Origin of the sequence: uncultured Enterovirga sp. (genome assembly GCF_964242715.1) — a bacterium.
Taxonomy (GTDB): domain Bacteria; phylum Pseudomonadota; class Alphaproteobacteria; order Rhizobiales; family Beijerinckiaceae; genus Enterovirga.
On the sequence record NZ_CAXTAZ010000014.1, the window covers coordinates 78,749 to 96,406 of the forward strand.

The following is a 17,658-nucleotide window of genomic DNA, read 5'->3' on the forward strand; positions in this document are numbered from 1 at the left end:
AGGTCGCCAAGACCGGCGACATGCGGGTGGACACACCCGTCGCCACCATGGGCATCCGGGGCACGGCGGTCTCGGTCGATATCTCGGCCGACAACGGCACGACCCGCTTCTTCATCGTCCGCGAGCCGGACGGCCGCGTCGGGTCCTACGTCCTCTACAGCCGCAGCGACCCGAGTCAGGTCATCGCCACCGTTTCGCAGAGCGACACCGGCTACGTGGTGGCGCCGAACGTCCCGGCGGTGGTCGTTGCGAACAACGACCAGCCCGCCCAGCAGGCGCTCGTCGCCCGCATCGTCGAGATCGGTCTGGCGGCCGCCGCGAACCCGATCGTGCAGCAGGCCCCGCCCGCTCCGAACCAGCCACCGGCACCGAGCGACCCGAACGCGCAGCCTCCTGGCCGGACCGGCGACCAGCCGCTGGCGGCAGCAGACGGCGGCGGAAGCGGGACGGGCACGGCCGTCGCGGCGGATGCCAGCACCGCGCGGCCCAGTTCCGGCGACGGCGGGCCGCGCGACGTCGTCCGGATCGACGATGCCGCCGCTCTCGCCGAGCGGGGATTGGGCATCGCCCCGACGAGCGGAGGACAGAGTCGCGGGCCGACCCTTCCGACGCCCCAGGGCGGCGGGAACGCTCCGACTGACGGCGGGGAGGGGATCCCCGCGCCGAATCCAGCGTCGGCCGAGCCCACCCCCCTCGTGAACTACTTCCAAACGGTGGCGGCGAGCGACGGCGTGTTCGTCCTGTCGTCCAATGACGGGGTCCTCGGCCGCATCGTCGATGCGGAGACAGGCGAGCGTGTGGCGCCGCAAGGCGAGCATGTCGTCTCCGTGAGGAGCCTGTCGGCCGGGGGCGAGTCGCAAGCCGTCGCCGGGTCCGGCTCGACCACGGTCCAGGGGCGCTACGGCACGCTCGTCATCTCCTCGGACGGCACCTATTTCTACCTGCCCTCGACGGCGGCCGCCGTGGCCCTTCCGGGCGCCGCGCACGGCGAGGACAATTTCGAGATCACGGTGGATACCGGGTCGGTGGCTCCGAGCGAGCTCACCTTCGACGTGGTCGGGATCGACGACGCGCCGGTCGTCCAGGGCAACGTGCATGGAAGCGTGGTCGCGGCCGGCACCTTGGCCGCAGCGTCGAGCGCGGCTGCCGGCGTGCTGTTCGACGATGCCGATCCCGATGCCGGCGAGACGGCGGCGCTGAGGGTCCAGTCTGCCAGGGCCCAGGGAGCGGCGACCGACACCGCATTGACGACCGATGCGGGCGCGACCGGGACGAGCGCCACGATCGTTGGCGCCTACGGGACTCTGACCATCCACGGCGACGGCACCTACTCGTACATGGCCGACCACGCGCAGCGCCTCCGGGCGGGCGTCGAGGCGACCGACCGGTTCATCTATACGGCCAGCCCCGACGGCAAGCTCCGGAGCGCCGGGTCTCTCGAATTCCAGGTCGTCGGCGTGAACGACCGGCCGTCGGGAGCCGCGGTTGGAAATGACGCCGAGGGAATCGAGGATCGGGCCGCGAGCGGAAGGCTGCCCGCCGGAAGCGACGTCGACGGAGACGCGCTGACCTACGAGGTCGTCGCGGGCAGCGCGGTCGGCGGGAGCGTCAGCGTCGGGCCGGACGGGAGTTATCGGTTCACGCCCAATGCCGACTTCAACGGCGACGCGTCCTTCGCCTATGTCGTTCGGGACACGTCAGGGGTCGCGAGCCCGCCTGAGCTCTTCACCGTCACGCTCACGGCTGTGAACGACGCGCCGGTGGCGAACGACATCTCGGTCGCGGCGACGGAAGACACGCCCGTCAGGTTCGACGTAGCGGCCTTCATCTCGGACGTCGATACCGGCGACACCCTGACGGTGACGGCCACGGTCCCGGCCGGGCAGGGGACGGTGTCGGTCGCCGGGACCCTGATCACCTTCAGGCCTGCTGTGAACTTCAACGGCGCGGCCGCGATTGCCTATTCGGTGAGGGACAGCGCCGGCACCCCGCTGGCGGATGCCGGCACGATCTCGGTCGATGTCGCGGGTGCCAACGACGCGCCGGTGGCGGACGACGCTGCGGTCGCGACGCCGGAGGATACACCCGTCACGGTCGATGTGGCGGCCCTGATCTCGGACTTCGATGCCGGCGACGCCTTGACGGTGACGGCCACGGTTCCGGCCGGGCAGGGGACCGTGTCGGTTTCCGGCACCCTGATCACCTTCGCGCCCGCTGCGAACTTCAATGGTGCGGCCGCGATCACCTATACCGTGAGAGACGGCGCCGGGGTTCCACTCTCGGAGTCCGGCACGATCGCGGTCGAGGTCGCCGCCATCGACGACGCGCCGGTGGCGAATGCAGGGTCCGCGACCGTCCTTGAGAATGGCATCGTCACGGGTGTCGCGACCGCGACCGACGTCGACACGCCGCCTGCCGGACTGACCTACTCGCTTGCGGATGGGGCGGCCCACGGCGCCGTCGTGGTTGCGGCAGACGGCTCCTATGTCTACACGCCCGTCGCCGATTTCCACGGCACCGACGCGTTCACCTTCCTGGTCACCGACGATACCGGCGAAACCTCGAACGCGACGATTTCCGTCGTCGTTCAGGAGGTCGCCGCGGCGCCGGTTCTGACGCTCGCATCCACGACTCCGCTCCAGCCGGCGGACGGCGCCGCCATGCGGATCGTGCTCACGCTCAATGCCGGCGACACGGTCAGCTTCAACTGGAACTTCGTCGCGAACGACTACCTGCCGTTCAACGATTTCTCCTTCGCAAGCATCGATGGCGAAACGTATCTCCTCGGTCTGACGCAATCCGTCGGCGATTACGGCACGACCGGCTGGAAGACCTTCACGTTCACGGCCACGCATAACGGCACCACTGTCCTGGGGATCGGACAGTTCAACGGTCGCGACACAGCCCTCGACTCGCACACCTATGTGGACGGGCTGCGCGTCAACGGAAACATCGTCTCCGGATTCGAGGGTGGCTTCGGTGCGTGGCAGGTCTCGGGCGACGCCACGGTCACGGGACAGCGGCAGGACGGGGCGGGCGCAGCCCCCGTCACGATCACGCCGACCGAGGGCGGATCGATGGCCCTCGTCAATTCCGGTCCGCGCGGCGTCGGGCAGATCGAGGCCTTCCTCGGCCTCGACAGCGGGGAGGTGGCCCAACTCGGCCAGCCCGCCGGTGTGGCCGGATCCCCGGTTGCCGTGCCGCTCACGGTGACGACGAGCGCCTCCGACAACCCGGACCGCGTCTATGTGACGATCACCGGAGCGCCAGTCGGCGCGATCTTCAGTGCCGGGCAGCTCGACACCGCCACGGGCGCCTGGATCGTCGAAGCCGCGGAACTCGGCGGAAATTTCACCGTCACCACTCCGTCCGGGTTCACGGGCTCGTTCACGCTGACGGTCACGGCGACGAGCGTCGTCAACGCGAGCGGCACGACCGCCAGCAGCGCTCCGCAAACGATCGAGATCGACATCGTGCCGGGCAATACGGCTCCGATCGCTTCGGGCGCCACCCTCACGGTCGCCGAGAACGGAAGCGCGGCAGGGTCGGTTTCGGCGACCGACGCCGAGACGCCGGACGGGCTCTTCTATGGCATGGTGAGCGGTCCGACTTCGGGCAGCGTCGTGTTCGATGAAGACGCAACCTATACATCCATGCCCGATACGAAAATCGCCGGTGCTGTCGACGGCGGGTCCATTCCGACCGTCACGAGCGCGCAACTTCCGACCGGCACGGGCTACGCCGACATCGCGCCAGACTATGGCTCCACCTATTCCGATCCCGACTACACCTATGGTCTCGCCGACGGACAGACGGCGCAGGCGACGTTCGACTACGGGGTGGAGGACCAGTTCCACCCCGTGTCACACGCCGCCATCACGCTCACCATTACCGACGGCTATTACGGGATGGTCTAGATCGCGAGGGAGGCAGGGCGGCCGTCCGTCCCATTCTCACGCTGCCCGAACCGCCGACCCGAGCTTCTCCCATTCCTCGCCCCAACCCTGAACCATGTGGCCGGGCGAGACCTCCCGGTAAAGTCGCTCCGGCGGGACATGATCGACGGCCCGGATCGGGCTCATGATCTCGTCATTCGAGACCGCGTGCTTCTCGCGCCGGCGGGCGGGGTCTGGGATCGGCACGGCGGCCAGCAGCTTCCTCGTGTAGGGGTGCTGCGGATCGCCGAAGATGGCTGCCCGGGGGCCGATCTCGACGATCTCGCCGAGATACATGACGGCCACCCGGTGGCTCACCCGCTCCACCACCGCCATGTCGTGCGAGATGAACAGGTAGGCGAGCCCCATCCCGGCCTGGAGCTCGAGCATCAGGTTCACGACCTGGGCCTTCACCGATACGTCGAGTGCGGAGACGGATTCATCCGCCACGATCACGCTCGGTCCGACGGCGAGCGCGCGCGCGATGCAGATGCGCTGCCGCTGCCCTCCCGAGAATTCGTGCGGGAAACGCCCGATCATGTCGGGATCGAGCCCGACGCGGCGGAGCAGGTCCGCGGCCCGGTCGCGAGCCTCGCGCCCCGTCGCGAGCCGGTTCACGGTCAGCGGCTCCGCGATCGCGGCCCCGACCGTCATCCGGGGATCGAGGCTCGCGAAGGGATCCTGGAAGATCATCTGGATGCGCCGCCGGCGATCCCGGAGCGTGCGGGCGTCGAGGCGCAACAGATCCTCGCCGTCGAGCAGGACGGAGCCGCTCTGCGGCTCGATGAGCCGCATGACGGAGCGGCCCGTCGTCGACTTGCCGCAGCCGCTTTCACCGACCAGCGCCAGCGTCTCGCCCGACCGGAGGTCGAAGGACACCTTCTCGACCGCATGGACCCGGCCGCGCAGCTTGCCGAGAAGGCCGCCCCGTATGTCGAAGCGTGTCGTCAGCTCGTGGACCTGGAGGACGGGGCGCTCCGCAATCGAGACGGTGTCCGGGATCTCGGCCGGCACGTCGGCCTCGCCGGTCGCGCGATCGACGACGGGAAACCGCAGCGGACGGGCATGCCGGCTCATCGAGCCGAGTCGTGGCACCGCTGCGAGGAGGGCGCGGGTATAGGGATGCCGTGCCCCTTTGAAGATCGCGGCCGTCGCGTCGCTCTCGACCGCCTCGCCGCGATACATGACGACGGTGCGGTCGGCGATCTCGGCCACGACGCCCATGTCGTGCGTGATGAAGAGGACGGACATGCCCTCCTCGTCCTGGAGGAGCTTGATCAGGTCGAGGATCTGCGACTGGATCGTCACGTCGAGGGCCGTCGTCGGCTCGTCCGCGATCAGCAGCTTCGGCCGGCAAGCCAGCGCCATGGCGATCATCACGCGCTGGCGCATGCCGCCTGAGAAGCGGTGCGGGTAATCGTGGATGCGCGACTGTGCGGCCGGGATGCGGACCTTGTCGAGGAGCCGCACCGTCTCGGCCTCGGCCTCCGACCGCGACAGGCCGCGATGCAGGATGAGAGCTTCGGCGATCTGGAAGCCGATCGTCAGGACCGGGTTCAGGCTCGTCATCGGTTCCTGGAAGATCATGGCGACCCGGTCGCCGCGCACGCGCCGCATTTCGGCTTCCGGCAGCCCGAGCAACTCGCGGCCCTCAAGCGTGACGCGTCCCTCGATCCGGCTGTTCCCGGCCGGGGTGAGCCGCATGAGGGAGAGCGCCGTCACGCTCTTGCCGGAGCCGGATTCGCCGACGAGCGCCACGGTCTCCTTCGGGCCGATCTCGAAGGAGACGCCGCGCACGACGGGGCGCCAGCCACCCTCGACCTTGAAGGAGGTGGTCAGGTTCTCGACGGTGAGGATGGGGGTCATGGGATGGTCCTGGCCCGTCCTGAGTGCCGCCGCCACCGCTCCTGCCGGCGAAAGCCGGCACCCAGTCGAGCCTCGGAGGCTGGACCCCGGCTTGCGCCGGGGTGAGCGGGAAGAGCTGAGGCTCCCATCAGATCACGCGCCGCGGATCGAGCGCGTCCCGCAAGCCGTCGCCGATGAAGTTGATCGACAGCACCGTCAGGAAAATCGCGGCGCCGGGAAAAAGCGCCCAATGCGGCGCGACGTCGAGATGGTCCTTGGCGTCGAAGAGAAGGCGGCCCCAGGTCGGGATGTCGGGCGGGAAGCCGAGGCCCAGGAAGGAGAGGGTGGATTCGGCGATGATCGCGGCCGAGACCTCGATCGTGCCGGCGACGATCACCGGCCCGATCGCGTTCGGCAGGATGTGGCGGACGACCTGGTGCCAGGTGGATGCGCCGAGCGCGCGCGAGGCCTCGACGAATTCCTTCTCCCGCAGCGACAGGAACTGGGCGCGGACAAGCCGGGCGACGGGCATCCAGCGAAGGCCGCCGATGACGACGACGATCATCACGAAGACGCCGCCCTCGACGCCGAACGTCGCCTTCAGCTGGTCCCGGAACAGGTAGATGACGAGGAGGAGAAGCGGCAGCTGCGGCAGCGACAGGAACAGGTCCGTGACCCACATCAGGATCGGATCGAGGAGTTTCCGCGACATCCCGGCCAATGCCCCGATGAGGACGCCGACGACCGTCGACATCGCCATGGCGGCGAAGCCGACCGCGAGCGAGATGCGGCCGCCGTAGAGCATCCGGGCCAGGATGTCCTGGCCGAGGTCGTCCGTGCCGAAGGGGTGCGCGAGGGACGGACCCTGCAGCGTTGCCGCGAAGTCGATCTCGTCGATCCGCACCGGCCAGAGCCAGGGGCCGAGCAGGACGCCCCCGACCATCACGGTGAGGAGCGCCGCGCTCGCGACGGCGAGGCGGTGGCGGCGGAACCGGCGCCAGGTCTCGCGCGCGGGCGAGAGAGCCTCGGTCCGGGCGGACGTCGCACCATGGCCCGGCGCCACCGCGGCATGGTCGGTCGCAAGGGCCGGGGAGATCGCGGCAGCGGCCGCCGCGCCCGCCGCCTCAGCGGAAGGAGATGCGAGGGTCGAGCCAGCCATAGAGCAGGTCCGCGATGAGGTTGAACAGGATTACGAGGCAGGAGAAGACGAAAGTGACCGCCATGATCACCGGCGTGTCGTTGGCCAGGATCGCGTTGATCAGGAGCGAGCCGATCCCGGGAATGCGGAAGATCTGCTCGGTCACGATGGCGCCGCCGAACACGGCGGGCATCTGCAGGGCGACGAGCGTCACGACCGGGATGAGGGCGTTGCGGGCGACGTGCCGGAGCGTCACCGCGCTCTCGCCGAGACCCTTCGCCCGCGCCGTCGTCACGTAGTCCAGGCGCACCACGTCGAGGACCGCGGAGCGGACATAGCGGGTGTAGGAGGCGGCCTGGAAAAAGCCGAGGACGCAGATCGGCATGATCGACTGCCTGAACATCTCCCAGAACCAGCGCCAGCCCGTCTCCGCGATGTCCGACCGGTACACGAAGGGAAGCCAGTCGAGCTGGACCGAGAAGATCAGGATGAGGAGCAGGCCCGTGAAGAAGGTCGGCAGCGAAAAGCCTACGAAGGCCAGCGTGTTCGCGATCTGGTCGAACAGCGAGTAGGGCCGGATCGCGGCGAAGATGCCGACCGGGAGCGCGATGCAGAGCGCCAGGATCTGCGAGGAGCCGACCACGAAGAGCGTCGTGGGCACGCGCTGCAGGATCAGGTCGTCGACATCGATGCGGCTGGCGAAGGAGAAGCCCCAGTCGCCGGTCGCCATCGCGGCGAGCCAGCGCAGGTAGCGCACCATGACCGGGTCGTTGAGACCGAAGCTCTCCCGCAGGGCCTCGCGCACCTCCGGTGGCACGTTCGGATTGGTCGCCATCTCCTGAAAGGGATCGCCCGGCGCCAGGGCGAGCACCGTGAACAGGATGAGGCTGATGCCGAGGAGGCTCGGCACCGCGATGAGCAGTCTACGAAGCAGGTAGCTCGCCATCGACGGTGCCTCTCTGTTCGAAGGCGTGGTTGTCCGGCTCGGCGCCGCGCGGCCCCGGAGCTGCGCGTCGTTCCCGGCTCAGGTCCGGTACCAGGCGGCGAGATTCCAGGTGTCGACGTCCCAGCCGCTGTGATCGTGCATGAGGTTGCCGGCCGAGGCGGCGACCCGCGTGCGCGACAGGAGGGGCAGGATCACGTTCGCCTCGCAGAAGATCTCGTTGACCTTGATCAGGAGCGCGGCCCGCTTGACCGGATCCAATTCCTTCTGGGCCGCCTTGTAGGCTTCGTCCGCGGCCGGATCGGCATAGCGCGACACGTTGCGGCCGAGCCATTTGTTCTCCTTGTTCGCGATCTCCCACGAGACGAACTGGTTGAGGAAGCGCTCCGGATCGGGCTGCGGCTGGGTCGTCGTATACATCTCCATGTCGACATAGAGCTTCGTATAGGTATCCGGATTGGCGACATCTGAGGAGAAGAAGACCGACGGGGTTACGGATTTGAGTTCGAGGTCGATGCCGGCGCGCTGGCAGGCCTGCTTGATGATTGCCTGCGTCTTCTGGCGCGGGGCGTTGATCGAGGTCTGAAAGACGTATTTGAGCTTCTTGCCGTCTTTCTCTCGGATGCCGTCCGAGCCGCGCTTGTAGCCGGCGTCGTCCAGGATCTTGTTCGCCTTGTCGACGCTGAATTCGTATTTCAGCTTCTGCGACTTGAAGCGCGGCGGCTCGTTCACGAAGCTCGCCGTTGCGGCGCCGCCGCGCCCGTAGATGAATTTCTGGATCGAGTCGCGGTCGATCAGGAGGTTGATGGCTTCGCGAACTTTGGGCTCCGACAAGGTCGGGTGCTTGGTCTTGGCGCTGGAACGCTCGCCGTCGACCTCGGTCCACGGATCGGTCGGGTTCAGGATGATGAACTCGATGTCGCCCGAGACCACCGCGCTGGATTTCCCGCGCCCGCCGGCCTCCATGCGCTTGAGCACCTCGTCCTCGACCTGGAGGTTCCAGGCATAATCGTATTCGCCCGTCTGCAGGACGGCGCGGGCGGCCGAGACGGCGTCGCCGCCGCCCTTGACCTCGATCCTGTCGAAGAAGGGCCGGTTCGGGACGTGGTAGTCGGTGTTGCGTTCGCCGGTCAGGACGTCGCCGGGCTTGAAGTCGACGAACTTGTAGGGACCCGTCCCGACGGGCTTCAGGTTCGCCGGCGCGTCACGCGATTTCGCGCCCTTGTAGTCGCCGAAATGGTGTTTCGGCAGGATCTGGCCGGTCACCCCCACGAAGGGGTCGGCCCAGAACGGCGTCGGCTCCTTGAACGTGATCTTGACGGCGTAATCGTCGAGCTTCTCGACTTTGATGTTGTTATAGGAGCCCGTCGTATAGGCGGCCGTGCCGGGATCGGCGGCATATTCGGCGGTGAAGACGACGTCGTCGGCCGTGAACGGCTTGCCGTCATGCCATTTCACGTTCCGCTTCAATTTCCAGGTCACCTCTCGGCCGTCTGCCGAGAGCCCGCCATTCTCCTTCGTCGGGACCTCCGCGGCGAGCTGCGGGATCAGGTTGCCCTCCTTGTCCCAGCCGGCGAGCGGCTCGAAGAAGATGCGCGAGGCGATCTGGTCCTTGGTGCCGCTGGCGAAATGCGGGTTCAGGAGCGTCGGCGCCTGCCAGAGCAGCATCTTGAGCAGGCCGCCTCCGCCCGCCTTGGCAGGCTTGTAGGGCAAAGTGGCGTCGGCCATCGCGACGCCGCCATGGGCCAGCATCATGCCGGCCATGGGCGCCGTGAGCCCGACGGCCACCATGCGGCGCACGAAGTCGCGGCGCGAGGTGCGGCCGTCGCGCACATCCGCGATCAGGCCTCGGAGATCCTGCTCGTCCATCGTCGGTTCCCCTTTGACGTGTGTTTAGGCCGTCAGAGTGCTCTGTGTTTTCGCGAATCCGCAAGAGGCGCCACAGAGTTCCGTCTTGCTCCGTCCCGATAGGGCGCGGGGTCGCAGCGGCGAATGCAGGGAGCGGGCCAGCCATTCGGCCGGGTTGCTACTCGACGTAGCTGAACCCACCTTCCGGCTGCCCGAGCTTCCAGTAGTTGAGGACCTGGCAGCGCCCGGCCGCGATGCCCTGGATGGCTCGAACCTCGGCCCGCATGGTACGGGCGACCGCAGCCTCCGCTCCCGCCCAGAACAGGAGGTCGGCATGGTCCGCCGGCCAGGCAGCTCGAACGGCTTGGGGGAGCTGGCTCTCCGCGCCGCGAGCCCGGTGCAGCCAGGTCACCTCGACCCGGGCTCCGCTCGGGAGCGGCTGCTCCTCGTGCCGGTCCGGAATTTCGACGAGGGCCCGCACGGTCGCCTCCGCGGGCAGGTTTTCCAGGATGTGGGCGATGGCCGGAAGCGCGGTGTGGTCGCCGGCCAGCAGATACGCCCCGCAAGGCGCAGCCGGGATGAAGCCCGGCCCGCCGATCGCGACCGGGTCGCCGGGCCTGGCCCTGAGAGCGAAGTCCGAACCGGCCCCGCCCCGGTGCAAGACGACGTCGACATGCAGCTCGCATCTCGTCGTATCGTAGCGGCGCACGGAATAGGTTCGGACGAGCTTGCGGCCGGAACCGGCGGGCAGGTGAAGCTTGAGGTAGGGACCGAGCGCGCCGGCGGGCGTGCGGAGCGCATCGATCTCGGACCCGCCGAGCACGAGGCGCCGCGTCAGCGGCGTGATCTCTTCGGTCGCGACCACGATGGCGGTGGTGATCCGCGACATGCGTCAGGCCCGGCGCCGGCTGAGCTGCCAGAACAGGTACGGCATCCCGATCAGCGCCGCGACGAGGCCGGCCGGGATCTGGCGCGGATAGATCGCGACCCGGCCGACCCAATCGGCCGCCACCATGATGCTGCCGCCAATGAGGCAGGCGGCCAAGAGCTGCATCGCTGCGCCCCGGAACCCGAGCAGGCGCGCGGCATGCGGGCCCATCAGGCCGACGAAGCTGAGCGGTCCGGCTACGAGGATCGCGGCGGTCGTGAGAAGGGCCGCGATCCCGGTCAGGGCGAGGCGCACGCGCGCCACGGGAACGCCGAGGCTCGCGGCGCTGCTTTCGCCGAGCGGCAGGATGTCGAGCCAGCGCCGGAGGAGGGCCGCTGGAATGAGCACGACCGCGAGAGCGGCCGTGACGCCGGCCGACACCCAATCCGCCCGGTAGGTCGAGCCCGAGACGAAGGCGAGGAGCTGTAGGGCCCGGGCATCGCCGACCGCCAGGAACGACACGACGAAGGCGTCGAGCAGGGCCGAGAGCGCGATGCCGGCGAGAAGGAGGTGCTCCGGGGCGAAACGCGAGCGCGCCCCGACGGCGAGCAGGATCGCGAGCGCCCCGAAGGCGCCCGCCGCGCCGGCCCCGAAGCGCGAGACCGGGTCGAGGCCGGCGGAGAGGAGCATCGCGACCGACAGGCCCGCGGCCACCCCGGTTCCGAGGCCCAAAATTTCGGGTCCGGCCATGGGGTTGCCGGTGAGCCTCTGGAGGACGAGGCCGGCGGCGGCCAGCATGGCGCCGGCGAAGAGCACGACAAGGGTTCTGGGCAGCCGCCACGGCAGGAGCGTGCCGATCTCGTCTGGACCGGCCAGGGTCCAGCCCCCGGCATCCCGGCCGATCCAGAGCGCAACGAGCAGCCCGCCGAGGAGGGCGGCGAGGAGCCAGAGGAGGCTCGGTGCGCGGAAGGCGTGCAGGCCGCCCGGCTCGGATCCGCCTTGGGCCGGCGGGCTGGCGGCCAGCCTGAGGCGGGGCAGGAGCCAGATCAGGAGGGGAGCGCCGAGAAGGGCGGTCGCCGCGCCGGTCGGCAAGGCCAGGGTGGTGCGCAGGGCGAGTTCACCGACGCAGGCATCCACCGCGGCAAGGAGCGCGGCTCCGACGACGGGCGCCAGCGCGAGCCGCGTCCCGAACCGTCGCGCGCCCGCGAAACGGGCCAGTTGCGGCGCCGCGAGGCCGACAAATCCGATCACGCCGACGGCGGCGGTCACGGAGGCGGTCAGCAGGACCGCCAAGGCGATCCCGCCCAGCCTCACGGCCGCGACGGGCAGGCCGAGCGCGCGCGCGCCGTCGTCGTCGAGCGACAGGATCGAGAGGGGCCGAACCGCGACCGTTGCGACGAGGGCGAGGATGGCGAGGCGGGGCCAGAGGAAGGCCGGCGCGGACCAGTCCTGCTGCAGCAGGGAGCCGCCGCCCCAGAGAAAGAGCACGCTCGCATATTCCTCGTTCACGAGCTTCAGCGAGGCCGAGAGCGCGACGCAGAAAAGGCCGACGACGAGGCCGGACAGGATCACGGAGATCGAGGACAGGCCCCGGGCCGAGGCTCCCGCGAAGACCGCGGCGGTCGCGGCGGTCGCCCCGGCAAGGCTCGCGATCTCGCGTCCGCCCGCCAGCAAAGCGGGCGCGGCGATCACCGCCACCGTCACGGCGAGTTGGGACCCGGCCTCGATCCCGAGCGTCGTGGGCGAGGCGAGCGGGTTGCGGAGCACCTGCTGCAGCAGCGCGCCGGCGAGCCCCAGCGCCCCGCCGCAGAGAAGCGCGGTCGCGAGCCGGGGCAGGCTGCTAAAATGGAAGACAAGCTCGCCGGGATCGTCGAGGTCCGGCGAGAGCGCGGCGTTCCACCATTGGCCCAGCGGCAGCTGCTCGGCCAGCCGCAAGCCGGTGAAGAGGGCCGCGACGAGCAGGAGCCCGAGCGTGAGCGCGACCGCGCGCCGGCCGTCGTCAGCGGCCCGCAACGGGCTCTCCCGAGGGGTCCAGGGCGGCCGCGAGCTTCGCGGCAAAGCGTTGCCCGGCCAGAAGGTCGCCGAAGGGCCAGGCCGGCGGCAGCACGACCACCCGCCCGGCCCGGACCGGGGCGAGGCTCGTCCAGAGGCTCGGCCGCGAGCCGGTGAGCCGCACGTCCGGCGGCACCGGCTCGACGATCGCGATGCGTGAATCGGGGTAAGCACCCAGCGCCTCGATCCCGGCGAGTTCGAAGCCCCAGACATTGCCGGGCCGCGTCCAGGCGTTGCGGAGGCCGACCCGGCCGAGCACGTCGTCGAACAGGCTGCCCGGGCCGAAGACCCGGATGTGGCGGGCGTCCAAAAAATTGCCGACCAGGACCGGGCGGTCCGCGAGGGGCGCGAGCCGCGCCTGGAGGCGCCCGAACAGGTCCACGCTCGTCTCGATCACCTGCTCGGCCTCGGCCGCACGGCCGAATTCGCGCGCGAGCGCCCGCAATTCCCGCTCGTAGAGCCGAAGCGGGGCCCGCTCCTCCGTGAAGGTCGCGATCTCCCGCACCGGGGCGATGGCCTGGAGCAGGGGCACGATCGAGCGGCTGAGGGGACTGACGAGGATCAGGTCCGGCCGCAGCGCCGCCAGGGCCTCGAGGCTCGGCTCGTTCCTGATGCCGACATCGACGATCCCGGGCGGCAATTCGGGGGCGGAAACCCAGGTCCTGTACGGGCCCGTCTCCCCGATCCCGACCGGGAGCACGCCGATCGAGAGCAGCATCGAGACGATGCTCCATTCGAGGGCGACGACGCGCTTCGGTCCGGGGCTACCCGGGGCGGCGCCTGCCTCATTGCCCAGTACGGCCGAGGCGAGCCCGGCTCCGATCGCGGCCCGGCGGGTCAGGGCGGTCCTCATCGCGCGAAGCCGATCGGCATGCCGCCGGCCGGATGGGCGAGGACGTGCATCTGCAGGCCGTAGATGCCCGCGAGCACCTCCTCCCGCATGATCTCGGCCGGGGCGCCCCGGGCCGCGACGCGTCCCGCCTTCAAGGCGATGATGTCGTCACAGAACCGCGCCGCCATGTTGATGTCGTGCAGCACTGCGACGATGCCGGTGCCGCGAGCCCGGGCGAGTTCGCGGATCAGGTGCAGCACATCGACCTGCTGGGCGAGGTCGAGGGCCGAGATCGGCTCGTCGAGCAGGATGAAGCCCGCATCCTGGGCGACCAGCATGGCGATCCAGGCTCGCTGCCGCTCTCCTCCGGACAGCGTGTCGACCAGCCTGTCGGCGAACCGGCTCACCTGCAGGAGCGCCAGGGCGTCCTCGACGCGGTCGCGATCCTCCGCCGTCACGCGACCGAACGGGCCGTGCCACGGATAGCGGCCGAAGCCTGCGAGTTCGCGCACGGTCAGGCCGGTCGCGGGAGGCTGCATTTGAGGCAGGTAGGCCACCGCCCGCGCGAAATCGCGCGCTGGCCAGGCCCCGAGCGGACGACCGCCGAAGTGGATCGTCCCGAAAGAGGCCGGCTGCTGCCGGGCCAGGATCTTGAGGAGGGTGCTCTTGCCCGACCCGTTATGCCCGATGAGACCGTGGACCGAGCCGGGGGAGAGCGTCAGCGACACGTCCGAGAGAAGGTCGTTCCCACCCGCCGCGAAGCCGATGCCGTCGAGCCGGTATCCGGCCGCACCGTCGGCAGGTTCGGGCCTCGCCCGCTCCCCCATCACCACCGATAGCTGACGCTTCCCGTGATCCGGCGGCGCTCGCCGTAGAAACAGGCGGTCAGGCCGGAGCAGGAGGCGACGAAGGTCTCGTCGGTGACGTTGCTGGCATTCACGGCGAACCGCCAGCCGGCCCGCTCGTAATGCACCTGGGCGTCTCCGACCGTGTAGGACGGCACCTTGAAGTCGTTGAGCGCGGTCGCGAAGGAGCGCCCGACGAAGCGCACGCCACCCCCGAAGCCGAAGCCCTGGAAGGGGCCATCCGGAATCGTATAGTCGACGAACACGCCGCCGAAGCGTTCCGGCGTGTTGACCGGGCGCTTGCCGAGCACCGTCGTGTCGACCGCGTTTTTGGTGATCTCGAGATCATAGACCGTGTAGGAGGCGATGAGGTTGAGCCCCCTGGTCACCTCGGCCACGGCCTCAACCTCGAGGCCGGTCGAGCGGACCTCGCCGGTCTGCTGGGTGATCAGGAAGTTGGCTGGATCGGTGAGGGCCACGCTCTGCCGGCGCAGGTCGAAGGCCGAGAAGGCGAGATAGCTCCGGCTGCCGGGCGGCTGGTATTTCACGCCGACCTCGACCTGCTCGCCGGTCTCGGACCGGAGCGGGCGCTGCGTCAGCCCGTTCAGCCCGATCTGTGGATTGAAGCTGTTGGAATAGGAGGCGTAGGGCGCGATCCCGATCTCGCTCGTATAGATCAGGCCGGCGCGGCCGCTGAAGCGACCCTCGGTCCCGAGCTTGCTCTCGTCGGGCGCGACGAAATTCGCCGTGTCGGTCCGGACCGCGTCGTAGCGGCCGCTGAGGGCCAGGGTGAAGCGGCCGAACCGGACCTGGTCCTGGAGATAGGCGCCGAGCTGATCCTGGACGGTGCTGGCGTTGATGTAGCGCCCGCTCGCCTTGGTCAGCGGCGCATTCGCCGTCTGCGCCCCGGTCAGGACATTCACGTCGGACACCCCGACGAAGGGCGTGTCGCTGAAATTGGTGGCCTGGTTGTCGTCCAGCCGATAGCGGCGGTAGTCGAGGCCGAACAGCACGGTATGCGACAGGAGCCCGGTGTCGAACCGCTTCTCGAGCTGGTTGTCGACGTTGAAGATGTTGGCGCGCGGAAGCGTCAGGAACTTGTAGCGGCCGAGATTCCCCGCCGCCTCGTTCGTATAGCCGAGCCCGATCGCCGAATTGAAGTTGATGTCGAGGTGGCTGTAGCGGGCGTTCTGCCGGAAGATCACGTCGTTGTCGAAGCGATGCTCGAGCTGGTAGCCGATGAAGGCCTGTTCTCGGTTGAAGGTGTCGAAGGTCGGATCACCCGTGAACCGCCGGGTCGGGATGCGGCCGCCGAAATCGGCCGGCACGACGGTGCCGCGATAGGGCAGGAAGTTCTGCAGGTTGGTCGAGTCCCGCGTGTAGGAGCCGAGCATCGTCAGCGAGGTCGCCTCCGTCGGCTTCCAGGTGAAGGCGGGCGCGATGAAGATCCGGTCGTCCCCGACATTGTCGGTCTGGGTTCCGCCGCCCCTCAGGAGGCCCGTCATCCGGTAGGCGAAGCTGCCATCCGCCGGCGAGGAGCCGACCTTGACCGGTCCGCTGAAGTCGAAGGCGCCGTAGGCGCGGCCGAACTCGTTCACGCCGGCCTCGACATGGTTGAAGGGCGTGAACAGCGGCTTCTTGCTGATCGCGTTCAGCATCCCGCCCGGATTGCTGCCACCGTAGAGGACGGAGGACGGCCCGCGCAGGACCTCGATCCGCTCCAGGCCGAAGGGCTCGACCCGAAAGGTCGCGAAGGCCTGCGAGAAGAGCTGCAGGTTATCGAGATAATAGCCGCGCTGCTCGGCCTGGAAGCCGCGGATCAGGAAGAAGTCGTTGCGGGTGTCGTTGCCGAAGGTCTCCGACCTGATGCCGGGCGCGTATCGGGTTGCCTCGCCGACGGATTGCGCCTTGAGCGCATCGATCTGCTCGGCCCCGATCACGGTTACGGCTTGCGGGGTCTCGAGGAGCGGCGTGTCGGTCTTGCTGCCCGAGGTGGTGCGGTTCGCCACGAGGCCGGTGACCGGCCCGTCGCCGCGCTCCCGGCCGGAGGCGGCGCCTTGGCCTGTCGGCGCCGGGACGGGGGCCGTGGAGGCGACGGGCGCGGGCGCCCGTTGCGGCCGGCGCACCGCCCGGGGCCGGGCCAGGGCGGGAGCGGCCGCTCTGGCCGGCCGAGGGGCGGCGACCGCCGGGCGGGGCGCCTGACGTGGCGGGTCGACCGTGACGGGCGGGAGCGCGCCCTGGGCGGAGGCGGGAGCGATGACGCCGTTCGCCAGGCCGCAGAGGGCTGCCGTCATCAGACCGGTATTGCGCCACGCCGAGGACATCGTCCCGACCTGCCTGCGACCTTCACGTCTGTTCACGAGACTCGCCCCATTCCCGCCAAAGTCCAAGTCGGACCGCGTATCGGCACGCTTTCGGCTCTGTAAAGAGCCGCAGCGGCCGGGGATCGAAACGCAGATCGGAAGTGCTCTAAGCTGGAACGGCTCTGCCTTTTAACAAGTCTAACGTGAGACAAGGAAGCTTGAGGGTTCATATGCTTGGGAGCTGTTCCTGCAAACCTCGCGGAGGCTCGATCCGGTGGGTTCTTTTGGACACACTCGCGGCGTAATGCCTCGCGCCGCCCCGCCTTCCCGGACGCGGCTGCGAAAGCGGCGTGACAGTTGACCCGGATCGCCCGCCGTCCTTACTGCTGGAACATCCCGAGACACCCGCGAGAACCGCAGCGGCATGAACGCCCCCGTGAATCCGAAGAAGCTCATCCCTGGCGCCCTCGGCGACTGGGAGGTGATCGTCGGCCTTGAAATCCACGCACAGGTCACGAGCCGGGCAAAGCTGTTCTCGGGCGCCTCGACGGAATTCGGCGGCCGGCCGAACGACCACGTCTCGCTGGTCGACGCCGCGATGCCCGGCATGCTGCCCGTCATCAACGAGGAATGCGTCGCGCAGGCGGTCCGGACCGGGCTCGGCCTCAAGGCCGAGATCAACCTGCGCTCGGTCTTCGACCGCAAGAACTATTTCTACCCGGACCTGCCGCAGGGCTACCAGATCAGCCAGTACAAGAGCCCGATCGTAGGCGAGGGCGAGGTCCTGGTCGACCTCGCGGAAGGCGAGTCGATCCGGGTCGGGATCGAGCGGCTCCATCTCGAACAGGATGCCGGCAAGTCGATCCACGACCTCTCGCCGGACCAGAGCTTCGTCGACCTGAACCGCTCCGGCGTTGCCCTGATGGAGATCGTGTCGAAACCCGACATGCGCTCCTCCGAGGAGGCCAAGGCCTATGTGTCGAAGCTCCGCACCATCCTGCGCTATCTCGGCACCTGCGACGGCGACATGGAGAAGGGCAGCCTGCGGG

The 17,658-nt window shown here is 69.1% G+C and carries 10 protein-coding genes and 1 pseudogene; 2 read left to right on the forward strand and 9 right to left on the reverse strand.

Annotation, left to right across the window (positions count from 1 at the left end; all coding sequences use genetic code 11):
• The first annotated feature begins 26 nt into the window (after positions 1–26).
• A complete protein-coding gene (locus ACFE87_RS09600) occupies positions 27–3,917 on the forward strand; it encodes a tandem-95 repeat protein (RefSeq protein WP_375459401.1) in 3,891 nt (1,296 codons plus the stop codon).
• A gap of 36 nt (positions 3,918–3,953) precedes the next feature.
• Here the strand turns inward: ACFE87_RS09600 and ACFE87_RS09605 are convergent, their stop codons facing one another.
• The 9 genes from ACFE87_RS09605 to ACFE87_RS09645 form a co-directional block, all read right to left on the reverse strand.
• Complete coding sequence (locus ACFE87_RS09605) at positions 3,954–5,801, reverse strand: dipeptide ABC transporter ATP-binding protein (protein ID WP_375459402.1); 1,848 nt, start codon at positions 5,799–5,801, stop codon at positions 3,954–3,956.
• A 127-nt stretch (positions 5,802–5,928) separates the two neighbouring features.
• The gene (locus ACFE87_RS09610; RefSeq protein WP_375459403.1) at positions 5,929–6,939 is read right to left on the reverse strand and encodes an ABC transporter permease; all 1,011 of its coding nucleotides are present in this window, start codon (positions 6,937–6,939) and stop codon (positions 5,929–5,931) included.
• Positions 6,905–7,864: an ABC transporter permease gene (locus tag ACFE87_RS09615; protein WP_375459404.1), complete on the reverse strand. Its 960-nt coding sequence runs from the start codon at positions 7,862–7,864 to the stop codon at positions 6,905–6,907. Before ACFE87_RS09615 ends, ACFE87_RS09610 begins: the two co-directional genes overlap by 35 nt.
• A gap of 78 nt (positions 7,865–7,942) precedes the next feature.
• Entirely contained in the window at positions 7,943–9,730 is a 1,788-nt protein-coding gene (locus tag ACFE87_RS09620) for a peptide ABC transporter substrate-binding protein (RefSeq protein WP_375459405.1), read from the reverse strand.
• 157 nt (positions 9,731–9,887) lie between these two features.
• The gene (locus tag ACFE87_RS09625) at positions 9,888–10,598 is read right to left on the reverse strand and encodes a siderophore-interacting protein (RefSeq protein ID WP_375459406.1); all 711 of its coding nucleotides are present in this window, start codon (positions 10,596–10,598) and stop codon (positions 9,888–9,890) included.
• A 3-nt stretch (positions 10,599–10,601) separates the two neighbouring features.
• The gene (fhuB, locus tag ACFE87_RS09630; RefSeq protein WP_375459407.1) at positions 10,602–12,590 is read right to left on the reverse strand and encodes a Fe(3+)-hydroxamate ABC transporter permease FhuB; all 1,989 of its coding nucleotides are present in this window, start codon (positions 12,588–12,590) and stop codon (positions 10,602–10,604) included.
• Positions 12,577–13,482, reverse strand: coding sequence for an ABC transporter substrate-binding protein (locus tag ACFE87_RS09635; protein WP_375459408.1), 906 nt, complete (start codon positions 13,480–13,482; stop codon positions 12,577–12,579). The genes fhuB and ACFE87_RS09635 overlap by 14 nt, the downstream gene beginning before the upstream one ends.
• Positions 13,479–14,288 (reverse strand): ABC transporter ATP-binding protein, encoded by an 810-nt coding sequence (locus ACFE87_RS09640; RefSeq protein WP_375459409.1) that lies wholly within the window; start codon positions 14,286–14,288, stop codon positions 13,479–13,481. The genes ACFE87_RS09635 and ACFE87_RS09640 overlap by 4 nt, the downstream gene beginning before the upstream one ends.
• Positions 14,288–16,666, reverse strand: coding sequence for a TonB-dependent siderophore receptor (locus ACFE87_RS09645; protein WP_375459410.1), 2,379 nt, complete (start codon positions 16,664–16,666; stop codon positions 14,288–14,290). The genes ACFE87_RS09640 and ACFE87_RS09645 overlap by 1 nt, the downstream gene beginning before the upstream one ends.
• A 367-nt stretch (positions 16,667–17,033) precedes the next feature.
• Between ACFE87_RS09645 and gatB the strand changes: the two are divergent.
• Positions 17,034–17,658: pseudogene (gatB, locus tag ACFE87_RS09650) on the forward strand (Asp-tRNA(Asn)/Glu-tRNA(Gln) amidotransferase GatCAB subunit B); the annotation flags it as partial.

What these genes read in the sequence shown, in the direction of transcription:
- ACFE87_RS09605 (WP_375459402.1), bottom strand. Translation starts at nt 5,801, where the DNA reads ATGACCCCCATCCTCACCGTCGAGAACCTGACCACCTCCTTCAAGGTC.
- ACFE87_RS09610 (WP_375459403.1), bottom strand. Translation starts at nt 6,939, where the DNA reads ATGGCTGGCTCGACCCTCGCATCTCCTTCCGCTGAGGCGGCGGGCGCG.
- ACFE87_RS09615 (WP_375459404.1), bottom strand. Translation starts at nt 7,864, where the DNA reads ATGGCGAGCTACCTGCTTCGTAGACTGCTCATCGCGGTGCCGAGCCTC.
- ACFE87_RS09620 (WP_375459405.1), bottom strand. Translation starts at nt 9,730, where the DNA reads ATGGACGAGCAGGATCTCCGAGGCCTGATCGCGGATGTGCGCGACGGC.
- ACFE87_RS09625 (WP_375459406.1), bottom strand. Translation starts at nt 10,598, where the DNA reads ATGTCGCGGATCACCACCGCCATCGTGGTCGCGACCGAAGAGATCACG.
- ACFE87_RS09635 (WP_375459408.1), bottom strand. Translation starts at nt 13,482, where the DNA reads ATGAGGACCGCCCTGACCCGCCGGGCCGCGATCGGAGCCGGGCTCGCC.
- ACFE87_RS09640 (WP_375459409.1), bottom strand. Translation starts at nt 14,288, where the DNA reads ATGGGGGAGCGGGCGAGGCCCGAACCTGCCGACGGTGCGGCCGGATAC.